The sequence below is a fragment of the Gammaproteobacteria bacterium genome (assembly GCA_011375345.1).
GTDB lineage: Bacteria > Pseudomonadota > Gammaproteobacteria > DRLM01 > DRLM01 > DRLM01.
Genome location: DRLM01000021.1, coordinates 17,337 through 30,509 on the forward strand (window position 1 = coordinate 17,337; position 13,173 = coordinate 30,509).

Genomic DNA, 13,173 nt, shown 5'->3' on the forward strand with positions numbered 1-13,173 from the left:
TGTATTCACTCCCTGTTGTCGGCCGCGTCCCTGCCGGGCGACCCGCCTTAAGTGGAAACCGGGAGGGGCGGCGCCTGCCCGCCCCTCCCGAACACTGTTTACTGCAGCAGGGCCAGAACGTTGTTCGGCACCTGGTTCGCCTGGGCGAGCACCGAAATACCGGCCTGTTGCAGGATCAGGGACCGTGTCATGTTCGCGGTTTCCGTCGCGAAGTCGGCATCCATGATGCGCGATTTGGCCGCCGTGATGTTCTCCCGGGTACTCTCGATATTGCGGATCGTGGAATCGAGACGGTTGAGTTTGGCGCCCAGTTTCGCTTTTTCGGTGATGAACGACTCCAGCGATTCCTTGGCGGCCAAAATTGCCACATTGGCATTGGCGACCGAGGTGGTGCTGATATTGTTCAGCGACGTGGCCGTCAGACTCACCGAGGAGGACGCAGTGCCGACCCCGAACACCGCACCGGTGGCGGTACCGTCAAAGCTCAGCGAGGTCTTGGTGAATCCGGCGTTAAAGATGATTTTCCCGTTTTGACCTGCAGAAACCGACATGGTGGAGCTGGCCAGGGTGTTGCTGATCAATGAGCCGCCGGCGACAGCCGTGTTGAGGGTCACGTCAATTGCGGCGCCGTCGGTATTGGCCAACACCAAGACACTGGAGGCATTGGCGGTGCTGGAGGTGGCAACTGTGCCTTTGTCGACGAAATAGGCCGTCACCCCGGTGGTGGCCGATTTGTTGTTGATGGCCGACAGCATATTGGTCAGCGTCGTGGAGGCCGCGGCGGTACTGCTGTCGACGGAGGCAGCGAAACTGCCGATCTGCACCCCATTGATGGTGAGAAAGCCCGCCGCCACTGAGGTGTCATTGCTCGACCCGCTATTGCCTGTGGTGGCCGTCAACGCGGCGCTCCCTCCCACCAGGGAATTGCCGAAGGAAAATGCCGTCGCGCCCGTATCGCCGCTATACGTATTGATACGGTTGATAAGGTTCAGGCTGTTGTTCTGGTACGCAGTGGCGGTCGTTACGGCATCGCCCAAATCCACACCCGCCAGGGTGGCGCTGGCGCCCAGGCCGGCGGACAGGTAAGACATGGCCGAGGCACTGGCCACGTTGGCGGCCGTGAGCGTGCTGGAATAGCTGGTGGCCACACCCATGGTGTCGGGCGACACATTGGAGGTGGAAATGTTGATAGTCTCCTTGACCTCCACACCCACCTGGATATCAATACTCTTTTGCTGATTGAGGAACAATTCACCGTTGTAACGGGTTTGCGAGACGATTCGGCTGAGCTCAGAAATCAGCTCCTGAACCTCGGTATTCATGGAACTGCGGTCAGCAGAAGTATTGTAGCTGGCCGATTGTTCCGCCAGTTCGTAGATACGCTGCACCGCAGTGATCATTTCGTCCATGGCGCCTTCCGCCGTTTGCGCGAAAGAAATACCGTCATTGGCATTACGCATGGCCACATTCAAACCATTGATCTGGCGCGACATCCGCGTCGCAATGGCCAGGCCGGCGGCATCATCCGACGCTGAGTTGATTCGCAAACCGGTGGACAAACGTTCCATCGCTTTTTGCAGCGGCGCCTCCGTCTGCCGCAGGTTCTTTTGCGCATTGAGCGACATCATATTGGTGTTGATGGACAGTGCCATGTTCTTGTACTCCTCTGGTGTCCCCACCGCCTGCGCCGCGGGGACCTATGCCTAACGGACATACCTAAGGCAGGTATTTACCGCTTCCAGCAGAGGTATCGACAGGCGAGAGAGGAGACTTTAGAACGGGGCCGAAGTCACGACCGCTGCGCATTGTCCGCCAGGGATGCCAGATAGGCGAGGTAGTCGTCGCTTTTCGGCAAGCGGCCGCGCCACTTGGCGAAGAACCGCAGACGGCCGGGCCAATCTTCCTCCTCCCAGGAAGGCCCGATGAATTCACTGCGGCCAGCCAGCAGACACTCGGCGCCATCAGCCAGCATCACGGCAGCCCCGGCCTCCCGTGCCGCCAGACAAAAATCGGCTTCGATCAGATGATCGGCCAGCGTCGCGTCAAAACCGCCGGCGGCTTCATACACTTTGCGCGCCAGGGCCAGGCAGCCGCCACCGGCCGCCTCGGGTTTCAGCCGGGCTGCGGTTGACAGCACGGGGTCAGAGTTGAAATCGAAACGGATGCCGGTACTGTGCACGGTGCCATCGGGCCGGCGCACGGTAACGCCGGCGACGCCCTGGCGGGCGGTGTCCAACAAGGCGCCAGCGCGGAAATACAACAAGCCGGGGGTGAGAAACACCAGGATTTCACCACTGGCATGCTGGGCGCCGCGATTGTACAGCGCAGCCAGACGGCGCTGGTCGCATTCCACCACTGTCACATCCCCCGCCACAGCGGCGAGGCATTCCGCCGCGGCCGGGTGATTGAGCACCACCACTGCTTCCCAATCCGGGAAATCCACTTTTTCCGCCAACGATACCAGCGTCTGAAGAAAAAGCCGGGTATCGGTCCCGGAAGGCAGAATGAAACTGACCCGCCCCGCTACGGCATCATTTTGCAACCGCCGCTGCCGCAGCGCCGGCGCCGGTTCCGCCAACAGCACTTCAATCACCGACCGCGCCTTGGCCAGGGCCTGCTTGTTTCTATCGAAGAAAAAACCGTCGAGGTAATCGTCCACCTGCGCCTGGATCCTGGCCGGGACGCCGTTGCGCATGGTGTCAAACAAAGGCTGCCAGCCCACCGGTTGCGCCACACTCTGGGCTATGCCCTGACTGGCGTAATGATCACCTTCTCCGTCCAGCCCGGGCAAGGAAAACAAGGGCCGGCCGAAGCACAGGGCTTCCACCGCCAGGGTGGTTTTGCCCAGCGTGACGCAGTAGTCACTCACGGCCAGCAGCCGATACGCGTCAAAGTCCTGCACCACAATGCAGTCAGGAAAATGCTCCTGGAACATCCTGGCCTGATTGGTATGGAAACTGTGGGCCGAGACCTTGGGATGCCATTTGAAAACCTTTACCACCTCATCGCCCAGACCGTCCAGCAGCGCTTGCCACAAGTCGGCATTCTTCACCACACCCCACTGCAACCCCACCAGGAACAGCACCACCTTCTTCCCACGGGGCAGGCCCAGTTCTTCGCAGGTGGCGCGCCGCTGGGCTTCGGTGAAGTACTGCGCTTCGACGTTGGCCAAATGGGTGTTGCCGATCAAGGCGATTTTGTTGCGGCTGGCCCCGTGGCGCAGCAGGCACTCCCTGGTGTTCCGGCCCCATAGCAGCAGCGCGGTGGTGTATTCGGTATGGCCGGTAAAGCTCAGCCGGTCTTCGTAGTAGTCACCCTCCTGAAAGGTCAGATAGGCGGCACCGAACTGCCGGCACATGTGACCCAGCAGTTTTCCCCAGCGGTTGCGCTCGTGCAGTGCCAACACCAGATCGGGTTGTTCCGCTTCCATGAAGGCCTGCAGGCAATGGTATTCCTCCAGCGCCTGGCTGATAAGCGACGATTGCAGCACCAAAGGCCAGTGCTTCATGCCGTCCCAGTCGAAAATACGCTGCTGCCATTGTTCAAAGAACTCACGCTGGGTGACGGCAATCTTATCGCGGGTGGCGGCATCGGCGTATTCCTGCAACAAGCGGCAGGGCAGGCCACGCTGCAACACGTCCCGTTCGAAGGGATAGTCCGAAGAAGTGGTGAAAAACAGAATCTCGGCACCCGCCTGCCGGACCTGTTCCATCACCGGCCACATGAAGCGGCTGTGGTGCGGCAGCGCCACGAAACAACACACTTTCCGGCCCTGTAAACTCATGATTCCAACACCCGCCGAACCACCTCGGGGAGGTCCGTCTCATCCTGCTTGGCCTGCCAGCAGTGTTGCAGGCGTTGTTGCAGGCGGCGCGGGTCCGCGATGAGTTCGGCGCCTTCCAGATAGTCGCAGGGCGCGGCCAGGGGATTGTAGACTATCCCCTCCTTGCCGTATTTGACCGCCACGCTCAAAGGCGTGACATAAGATGTGGCCAACACCGCATCGCTGAGCATCATGGCCCGGGTCAGGCCACCCCCCTCCACCGTGAAATACTCCACGTCATTTTGACGAAAGTCCCGCGCCACCAGATCTTCGAACACAGATTTCTCGGTCAGCTCGCGCACCGACACGCCTACGAAAATGAAAAACACCAGCACAGGACAGGGCAGCCCGCCCAAGACCCGAACGATGTCTTTGATCTGCATCCGGTTGGAAGGGTGGTTGACCAGGGTTACCACCAAGCGTTCCTTGCCCAGTTCCAGACTTTCATGCAGGACCAGGCTGCGCAGGGGGTCATCGACCGTATCCAGACAATGGGCATCGCGCAGGCTGTGGAGCTGCAGCACCCGTTTCGGGGCGATGCCGCGGTCTTTGAAATAACGGACCTTGGTGGAACTGTTGACCAGCCAGTAATCGGGAATACCATGGAAAATGTCCGGCACGTCGGTGACGGGGTAGATCTGCATGCCCACCAGGGGCACACGGTTCTGTTTGCAGTAATACACCACGTTGCTATAGAACACATCGCAGGCTTCGCGGGGGCGCTCAAACGCAGATGGCACCGGCATGAAGGCGGCGGCAAAGCGGCCCTGGATGGGCTCCTGCACCACGCGGGACACATGCCAGAGAAAATCGTCGAAGGCCGCGGTCTTCCAAAACGCCATGTCGGTGCCGGGAATGATGATGTCGTGATAAAGGTCGATAAAGGTCTTGGCGAAGCCGTCGCGCTGCTGCATGGTCCAGAAGCGGTCTTCCTGCGCCACCACCTTGACCTTTATCCCGTCACAGGCGGCATAGTGTTCCGCCAGCTTTTCCTGCACCGCCTGATCATGGGTCACCACTTCCACGCCATACCCCGCCGCGGCCAGACGTTGGGGATAAAACAGGATGCGGCCGGAGGTGGCGTTGATCTCCCGCTCACCGAAAGCAAAGAGCAGTTGTTTGCCGGCCTTGCTCAAGGCGCCGCCCCCGCAGTGGGCTTACGGGAAAACAAGACGGTGTGCACGGTCTGGATCAGGTCACTGTGGCTGACCGCCGCCGCCTTTTGCACCACCTCCGCCAAAGCGGTGCGGGAGGTGGCTTTGTCGAAAGCTTCCGGCAGCAGCTTGTACACCACATCGCTGAGCACGGGCTGGGCCGCATACTGGTAGTCATACTGTTCGGCATCCGCCGCCGTCACCGCCGCCAAAAAGGCCACCAGCACAACGAACATTTCGTCAAAGCGCTGAATGTCCCAATAGATGAGCGCCTTCATGAACAACAAATCAGCATGGTCCGGCTTCAGACTCAAGCCGTGCTCAATATGGGCGGCACCGCCCTGACGGTCTTCCTCTTCCAGACACAGGCGGGCGGACAGGGCCACAGCTTTCAGGTAGACAGGATCAGCCGCCCGGCGTTGTGCTTCGGGGGTGCCGCTCAGGATTTTTTGCAAGTATTCCCTGGCACGCTCGGTCAAGCCGGTGGCCAGATAAATCTTTACGGTGTCCAGATTGGCTTTGTAGTCCATCCGCGACCTTCCTCAAGCGTTCAGCGCAAGCGCCGGTACAAGCAGTTTTTCACATAAGGCCCCGGATGCAGCGGATTGGCGTTGTGCACGTGCTCCGCCTCCAGTTCGAAACCCACCTCCGCCAGCAGACTGGCAATGTCGTCGCTGCCGGGGCGGCCCGCTTCGCTTTCCACCAAGATCGTGCGCAAGCCGGGATGGGCCAGCACCCGCCGACCGCCCAGCAAGATGGCGTGCTCGATGCCGTCCACGTCCAGTTTGATGTGGTGGGGACGGTCCAGTTGGAAACGGGCCACCAGTTCATCCAGGCTGATGGCCAACACGGCGAGGCTGGCCGTGGTGGTGGCCGTATCCTGGTGCAGGCCGTGCAAAGCGGCGCCGGGCGCCAGGCTGCTGTAATGCAGGCGGCCCACAGCGGTGTGGTCGGCCAGGGCCAGATGCAAGGGCATCACCTGCCCGCTCAAGCCGTTCAGCAGCACGTTGCGGCTGAGCTGGGCGAAGTTGGCAAAGGACGGTTCGAAAGCGTACACCCGCCCTGCCGGCCCCACCCGCCGGCCCAGGATCAGGCTGTAGGCCCCCACGTTGGCGCCGATATCGTAGACCGTCTCACCCGGGCGGACGTGACCTTCCATCCAGGCCACGGTCTCCGGCTCCTTGGCACAGGAGCGGGCCCGCTTGTCGTACTCCACCCACGAATCAGTGACGAGACAGAGCCGCTCGGCGCGGTAGTCCAGGGGACGCGTGGGAGAGGGCAGCTCCCGCAGGGCCAGCCGCAGGGGCGCCGGCATGAGGGCGCTCAGACTCCTCGCCAGAACGCCCCAGCCACCATAAATACGCCGCCGCAACGCCGGCTTCCAGCGCCAGCGGTATTGGTCCCGCAAGCGCGCCCGCCGGGACTTGGCCGGCAGGGCCGCTTGGGCGCTCAGGCCAGACATGAGTACACGTTTCCTTCCTCTTGGGCGTGCAGGCACGCGGCCATGGTGCGCGCCAGGGTCGGCGCATCCAGGCCGTGGGCGCTCAGCACCTCCTCATCGGCGCCGCACAGGGGCAGGCGGCTGACGGCAAAATGATGCAGGCGGCGGGGCGTCCCGCTGCGCCCCGCCAGGGCCGCGGCCAGGCGCAACCCCAGGCCCCCTTCAAGATAGTGATTGTCCAGGGTGAACACGGCCCGGCAGCCACCCAGGGCCAGCTCCAGCCAGTCGGAGTCCAGGCGGTTGAGCCAGGGCAGGTTCACCACCCGCAGCTGCAGGCCGTGGTCAGCGGCCAGGTGCTCCGCCGCCCACCAGGCCTGGGCCAGCATGGTGGGACCGTAGGTGAACACCACCCCATCCCCCCCTTCCCGCACCAGGGTGCCCTGACCCACGTTCCAGTTGCTTGGGGGCGGGGTGAAGGGCAAGGCCACCGGGCGCGACTCCAGACGCAGATAACTGGCGCCCGGGGCCTCCTGCACGGCGTGGCGCAGGGCCAGGGCGACTTCCGCCTCCCAGCCCGGTGCGAGCAGTGCCAAACCCGGCACACCGGCCACGGCGGCCAGATCGCGCACGGCCTGGTGGGAGTGGCCGGGTCCCGCCGGCAGCAGCCCGGCCAGGGAACCGACGTAGATCACCCGGCTGCCCTCGCTGGCGTTGTTGTAGATCTGCTCATTGGCCCGGGCCGTGAGAAAACAGGCAAAGGAATGCACTACCGGGATCATGCCCCGCAAAGCCAGGGCGCCGGCCTGGGAGACCATGTCCTGCTCGGCGATGCCGCATTCGATGAAACGGTCGGGAAAACGCTCCTCGAAGGGCAGCAGGCCGCAGTCCCTGGCCAGATCCGCATCCAGCACCACCAGCGCGTCGTCGCGCTCGGCCTGTTCCGCCAGGGCCAGGGCGTAGGCGGGCAGCAGACGTTCCTGGCGGCCGGCGGGCGGCGCCGGTGGCACGAGGGTGTCGGTCTTCAGGGCCAGCGGCGCGGCGCCGTGCTCCTGCAACGCGGCATCAATACGGGCCTGCAAACAGGCCACCGCGCCAGCGTAATCTTCATCACCGGGCGCGCCGCTGTGGTAAGCATACAAGCGCAGGTCCGCCTCCCCGGCGGCGGGCTCAAAGCGCGCCACCCCTTTGCCCTTGACGGTATCGGCAATCAGCACCTTGGGCCGGTCGCGCACCGCGGCCAAGTCCGCGAGCCGGCGCCGCAGGGCATGGAAATCATGACCGTCACAGCGCGCCACCTGCCAGCCGAAGGCGGCGAATTTGGCGGCCAGGTCACCGAGGTCGCTCACCCGGCTCACCCAGGTGTCGCTTTGCAGCTTGTTGTGATCGACAATCACCGTCAACTCGCCCATGCGGTGGTGCACCGCGCCGGGCAGGGATTCCCACAACTGGCCTTCCTGCAGCTCGCCGTCGCCGGTGAGCACGAACACCCGTCCGCCCTCGCCCCGCAAGCGGCGCGCCTCAATAAGGCCCTTGGCCTTGGACACGCCCATGCCCAGCGAGCCGGTGTTGGTGACCATGCCGGGCGTGCCAACATCGGGATGACCCGGCAGGCCGCCCAGGCGGCGCAGACTGTGCAGTTGCTCGAAAGGCAAGCGCCCCAGGGCCAGCAAAACCGCGTACAGACCCGGAGCATCGTGGCCCTTGGAGGAAAAATAGAGATCGTCCTCCCCCAACTCTTCCAGATGCAGCCAGCTCACGATGTCCAGACTGCTGAAACTGCTGCCGATGTGGCCCGAGCCGGCGCGCTTGATCATGTACAAAGTGTTCAGGCGGCACAGATCGGCAAACAGAGCGGCCCGCCCCTCCGGCGCCATGGCCAGTGCCCGTATCCGGTTGAACTCTTCTTGGGGGCAAAAATACAGGGTATTCACCAAGTGCCTCCTTGGCCCACAGCATGGCGGCCCGTCCCCCCATAGGGAGGCAGATCGACCTTGGGCAACACGGCCGCACCGCTGTCGAGCAACACTTCGGCCAGCATCCAGTCGTCCTCGCTGTTGATATCGAAACCCTCCCGCCCCTGGGTGAGAAACGGCACCACCGCACTGCCGGCGATACTGCCCTGCTCCAGCACCACCCGGGTCCAGGCGATTTCCAGGCTGGCGTTTTGCACATAGACCTCGGGCAGGCTGGGATACTGGCTGCTGTGCCAGGGCTGCGTGCCGTTGGCAAACGGCAACAAAGGCTGCATGCGGCTGCCCCGCAGCAGCCACATCTTGCCGGGATGCTGGCGGCACGGCTCCACCGCGCGCAGCGAATCGGCACGGGGATCGCCGGCGAACGCTCGCCAGGCCCGGCGCAGGGTGTCCGCCGTGCGAAAGGGGCTGGTGGGGCGCAGGATGCTGAAACAGTCGTAGTGATGCCCGTCCCCGGCCAGGTTTTCCAAGGCGTGTGCCACCCACTCGATGTCAGGGGAAGTGGCAGTGGCCAGATCCGCCGGCCGCAGGAACGGCGCTTGTGCGCCGTAGTGGCGGGCAATATCAGCGTAGCGGGCATCGTCGGTGGACACCACCACAGCCTCGAACACGCCGCTTTGCAGAGCGCTTTGGATAGTGTAGGCCAGCAGGGGATGATGGCCCAGGCAGCGGATGTTTTTATGCACCACCCGGCGTGAACCGGCCCGCGCGGGAACCAAGGCCACTGCCTTGGGTTTTGACACGGCATTCATGGCGCGGCCGGGTCCATGTTGAGATAAACATCTTTGAGGGAGGCATACACATCCAGCGCTTCCGTGCCCGGCTCCCGCGTGCCGTTGCCCGAAGCTTTGACGCCGCCGAAAGGCATGTGGGGCTCGCTGCCATAAGTGCCGGCGTTGACCACGGCCACCCCCGCCTGCACCTGTTCCGTGAAACGCAAGGCGCGGTTGACATCGCGGGTGTGGATGCAGGCGGTAAGACCGTAGGGAGAATCGTTGGCCAACGCGAGAGCCTGGTCGAAATCGCGGGCGCGGTACAAGCAGGTGATGGGACCGAACAGTTCCGTGCGGGACAGTTCATCCTCCGGCGCCACGTCTTCCAGCACCGTGGGCGCCATGTAACAGCCGTCCCGGTGGGCGGGACCGCTCAGGCGCCGCCCACCGGTCAAGACCCGGGCGCCGCGCTGCACAGCGCCATGGACGGCGGCCAGCATGCGGTCCAGCTGGCGCCGGTTGATGACGGGGCCAAAGTCGTCCCCGTCCCCCGGCCCCACTCTCAACGCAGCGGTTTCGGCCAGCAGGCGCTCCCGGAACGCGCCGTACACCTTTTCAAATACGATAATCCGGCTGGCGGCGGCGCACCGTTGGCCGGCGTTGCTGAAAGCCGACAAGGCGGCCCAGTGCACAGCCTGGTCCAAATCCGCGTCATCGCACACCACAAAGGGATTTTTACCACCCAACTCCAAAGAAACCTTCGCCAAACGTTCCCCGGCCAAACAAGCGATGCGCCGCCCCACCGAAGTGGAACCGGTGAAGCTGATCACCGCCACGCCGGAATGCAGCACCAAGGGCTCACCCGCCTCCGCACCAAAGCCGTGGATGACATTCAACAGCCCCGGCGGCAAACCGGCCTCATGAGCGATGCGGGCGAACAACTCCGCCGTCATGGGCGCATCTTCCGCCGCCTTGAGCACCGCGGCGTTGCCGCAGATCAACGCGGGAAACACTTTCCAGGCGACATTGGCGATGGGGGTGTTGGCCGCCGTGATCAAACCGGCGACGCCCAGGGGCTGCCGTACCGTAGCGACGAAACGGTTGGCCGCGCCGCTGGTGGTGGTGCGACCGTAGAGACGCTGGCCCTCGCCCGCCATGAAACGCCCCTGGGCGATGGCCCCACCGGTCTCCCCCAGGGCCTCCTTAAACGACTTGCCGGTCTCCAGGGCAACCACCCGCGCCATCTCCTCGCGCCGCGCATGCAAAGCGTCGGTGATGCGGAACAACACCTCGCCCCGCGCGACGCCGGGCGTGCCAGCCCAGGCGGCCTGGGCGGTCATTGCGCTGGCCACAGCCTGCTGCACGTCTCCGGCCTGGGAACGCGGCGCGCGCCACAACACCCTGCCGTCCACCGGCGAGACTTTGTCGAAAAACCGCAGCGCCTCCCGCCGTTCACCGGCGATCCAGTTGCCGATCGTGCGCTCGCTCACCATGCAGTGTAGCCCCCGTCCACTTTCAGTTCCGTGCCGGTCACGTAGGCCGAGGCGTCCGATGCGAGAAACAACAGAGGGCCGATCAAATCGCGTTCCTCCGCCATGCGGCCCAAAGGCACGCGGGCTGTGAATTTGGCCTTGAATTGCTCGTCCTGCCCCCCCGACACACCGCCGGGGGACAGAGCATTCACCCTGACCCCATCCCTGGCCCAGTGGGTGGCAAGGTACTTCGTCAAATTGATCAAAGCGGCCTTCGATGCCCCGTAGGCGGGCGGTTTCAAAAAGGGCGGATCACAGGAAAGGTGATCGTAATAACGCGCATCCGGCGACACGCCGGCATAGAGCGAGCCGATATTGACGATACTGCCGCCGCCCTGCTCCACCATTTGAGCGCCAAATATCTGCGCCGTTTGAAAGGCCGCGCCAACGTTGACCGCGAACACGTCCTCAAACTGACGCTGGGGAATATCCTGCAAACGATGGGTTTTCACCTCCCCGGGGGGCTGGTCGATGCCGGCGTTGTTCACCAGCACATCCACCCGTCCCAACGCATCGCAACACCGGCGGCAAACGTCTTGCAACGCGGCCCTGTCACGCACATCCGCCGCGAAAAACAGCAGGCGGTCCCTGCCATACGTCCGTTCCATCTCATGCCAGTTCGCCGCCGGCCCGGCACCCGGCCGATCCAGCCCGAGCACCACAGCGCCCGCATCCAGCAGCGCCCGCGTCCACACCGGCCCCAGCTTTCCATACGCGCCGGTGACCACCGCCACGCGACTGTCGAGCCTGAACAGGGGATGAACGGCGCTATTCATGGGTGAACGTCAAGCCTTTGGCGCTAACATCATGTCGGGGACAGCATTGCAAGGCCCGGGCCAGGATAAAAACCCCAAAACGCAACCCGATGCAGCCTGGATGACACCCCAGCGGAATCCGGGAACACAATGCCGCGGTTTGCCCCCGGACTCCCACGGGACCCCAGCTGACCTGCCCACTGCCTGCCATCCGGCACCTCCCGATACCACCCGGCCTGTCACCGCGGACGCCTTCACAAATCTCGGCGAAAATATATTGAACATAGTTTATTTTTGTGCCAAAGCATTTTCGAACGATGTTTATTGTTAACCCGGCAATTAGCATTGTCGGGTAAATAGCGCGGCACAGGGATGTGCCGCCATTGGCGCAAGTCAATGCGGGCCCGCGAAATACCAGCCATTTCGCACAATGGCGCCCGTATTTCGCGGGCGGCAATCAAACAGGTCAGCACGACCTGTTTGATTGCCGGGTTAATAACTTATCGGAACAGAAACGCTGCTCGGGTATCCTCGGGCAGCGTATCACTGCCGTCCGGATGGAGGAGTGAATACTTGACTGAAACGGACGGGTCATTTTTCGAATTCCATTTCCGGGAATAAATGGGTCAGTTTTCGAGTTCCGTTGACACCGGGACCCCCTACCCAAGGCGCGGCGTTGCCGCCGGGCCCGGTACAGGGAAAACCCTAATCACTCTCCCTCCGCGCACGATAACCTGTCTACCTTGTGATACGATGAAAACTGTGACACCGAACGCTGTTTTGGCAACTACCATCCATGCTGGCCACCACTTACCTCCGCGATCACCGCCATGACAACTTGCCCGTAAACAGGCCGGCGCGCTTTGCGCTGCTGGTCATGCTGTCGCTGGCGCTCAGCGCCTGCCCCCTGGGGGAGGCCAATCTGCTGAGCGACGGCAGCGAGTTGATCCCCCCCGAGCCGAACCCCGACGCCCCACAGGTCATTACCGTGGGCACAGGCCTGACGCCGACGTACACCTGGTCCCAAAACTTTGGCAATGTCACCCGCCTGATTGTGGTACGCACCACAGACACCACCACAGTGTGGGGTCTGGAGTCACCCAATACCGAGTCCATCCCCTGGACCGGGGTGGTGCACGGCGATCTCTCCACCGCCTCGGGCGCGCAGGAATTTGACAGCGGCTCCGTGCAAGGCGCGTTCGAGCTGCAGCGGGAACTGTCACCCGGGGTGCGCTACACCATCACGGTGCAGAAACTGGACGGCTCGTCGTTGACAGCGAGTTTTACCACCAGCAACCAGGCCTCTTTGAGCACGGCGGCCGCCCTGGCGGAGGCCGGGACCGCCGCCGTGGCGAATCCGGTCACTGCCGTCGCCGCGGGAGAGGAACACACCCTGGCCCTGGATGAGGCAGGCCTCGTCTGGAGCTGGGGCGACAACAGCTACGGCCAGTTGGGGGACGGCACCACGGCCCCGCGCCACTCCCCCATGTTGGTGGCCGGTCTGGGCCCGGCCGTGGCCGTGGCAGCCGGGGCCCGCCACTCCCTGGCCCTGACCGCCGAGGGCCGGGTGTGGAGCTGGGGCAGCAATGAATACGGCCAGTTGGGGGACGGCAGCACCACCTCCCGCAGCACCCCGCAAGCCATCGCGGGGCTGTCCGATGTGGTGGAAATCGGCGCCGGCCGCTACCACTCCCTGGCCCGCACCCGCGACGGCCGCCTGTGGACCTGGGGGGCAAACTTCTCCGGCCAGCTGGGCGATCCCGCAGCAGACATCGCCACCCG

At 63.5% G+C, this 13,173-nt stretch carries 10 protein-coding genes; 1 reads left to right on the plus strand and 9 read right to left on the minus strand.

From position 1 onward, the window contains the following. Nucleotides 1-98 precede the first annotated feature (98 nt). From ENJ19_01905 to ENJ19_01945, 9 genes are all read right to left on the minus strand, one after another. Nucleotides 99-1,652, minus strand: coding sequence for a flagellin (locus tag ENJ19_01905; protein ID HHM04482.1), 1,554 nt, complete (start codon nt 1,650-1,652; stop codon nt 99-101). 137 nt (nt 1,653-1,789) lie between these two features. Beyond that, nucleotides 1,790-3,784, minus strand: a complete 1,995-nt coding sequence (locus ENJ19_01910; protein HHM04483.1) for a hypothetical protein — start codon at nt 3,782-3,784, stop codon at nt 1,790-1,792. Then, complete coding sequence (locus ENJ19_01915; protein HHM04484.1) at nt 3,781-4,959, minus strand: hypothetical protein; 1,179 nt, start codon at nt 4,957-4,959, stop codon at nt 3,781-3,783. Before ENJ19_01915 ends, ENJ19_01910 begins: the two co-directional genes overlap by 4 nt. Beyond that, nucleotides 4,956-5,507: a hypothetical protein gene (locus ENJ19_01920; GenBank protein ID HHM04485.1), complete on the minus strand. Its 552-nt coding sequence runs from the start codon at nt 5,505-5,507 to the stop codon at nt 4,956-4,958. The genes ENJ19_01915 and ENJ19_01920 overlap by 4 nt, the downstream gene beginning before the upstream one ends. A gap of 20 nt (nt 5,508-5,527) precedes the next feature. Further along, nucleotides 5,528-6,439, minus strand: a complete 912-nt coding sequence (locus ENJ19_01925) for an FkbM family methyltransferase (GenBank protein HHM04486.1) — start codon at nt 6,437-6,439, stop codon at nt 5,528-5,530. Next, a complete protein-coding gene (locus tag ENJ19_01930) occupies nt 6,427-8,292 on the minus strand; it encodes a transketolase (protein HHM04487.1) in 1,866 nt (621 codons plus the stop codon). Before ENJ19_01930 ends, ENJ19_01925 begins: the two co-directional genes overlap by 13 nt. Nucleotides 8,293-8,345: 53 nt before the next feature. After that, nucleotides 8,346-9,143, minus strand: coding sequence for an acylneuraminate cytidylyltransferase family protein (locus ENJ19_01935; GenBank protein HHM04488.1), 798 nt, complete (start codon nt 9,141-9,143; stop codon nt 8,346-8,348). Beyond that, nucleotides 9,140-10,597 (minus strand): aldehyde dehydrogenase, encoded by a 1,458-nt coding sequence (locus ENJ19_01940; protein ID HHM04489.1) that lies wholly within the window; start codon nt 10,595-10,597, stop codon nt 9,140-9,142. The genes ENJ19_01935 and ENJ19_01940 overlap by 4 nt, the downstream gene beginning before the upstream one ends. Further along, nucleotides 10,591-11,412: an SDR family oxidoreductase gene (locus ENJ19_01945; protein HHM04490.1), complete on the minus strand. Its 822-nt coding sequence runs from the start codon at nt 11,410-11,412 to the stop codon at nt 10,591-10,593. Before ENJ19_01945 ends, ENJ19_01940 begins: the two co-directional genes overlap by 7 nt. A 775-nt stretch (nt 11,413-12,187) precedes the next feature. On the opposite strand from ENJ19_01945, the gene ENJ19_01950 reads away from it, so the two are divergent. Continuing rightward, nucleotides 12,188-13,173: hypothetical protein (locus ENJ19_01950; protein ID HHM04491.1), on the plus strand; the 986-nt coding region annotated here is incomplete at its 3' end.

Bases quoted from the DNA above. Each gene is read 5' to 3' on its own strand.
- ENJ19_01905 (HHM04482.1), bottom strand. From the start codon at position 1,652: ATGGCACTGTCCATCAACACCAATATGATGTCGCTCAATGCGCAAAAG.
- ENJ19_01910 (HHM04483.1), bottom strand. From the start codon at position 3,784: ATGAGTTTACAGGGCCGGAAAGTGTGTTGTTTCGTGGCGCTGCCGCAC.
- ENJ19_01920 (HHM04485.1), bottom strand. From the start codon at position 5,507: ATGGACTACAAAGCCAATCTGGACACCGTAAAGATTTATCTGGCCACC.
- ENJ19_01925 (HHM04486.1), bottom strand. From the start codon at position 6,439: ATGTCTGGCCTGAGCGCCCAAGCGGCCCTGCCGGCCAAGTCCCGGCGG.
- ENJ19_01930 (HHM04487.1), bottom strand. From the start codon at position 8,292: ATGGCGCCGGAGGGGCGGGCCGCTCTGTTTGCCGATCTGTGCCGCCTG.
- ENJ19_01935 (HHM04488.1), bottom strand. From the start codon at position 9,143: ATGAATGCCGTGTCAAAACCCAAGGCAGTGGCCTTGGTTCCCGCGCGG.
- ENJ19_01940 (HHM04489.1), bottom strand. From the start codon at position 10,597: ATGGTGAGCGAGCGCACGATCGGCAACTGGATCGCCGGTGAACGGCGG.
- ENJ19_01945 (HHM04490.1), bottom strand. From the start codon at position 11,412: ATGAATAGCGCCGTTCATCCCCTGTTCAGGCTCGACAGTCGCGTGGCG.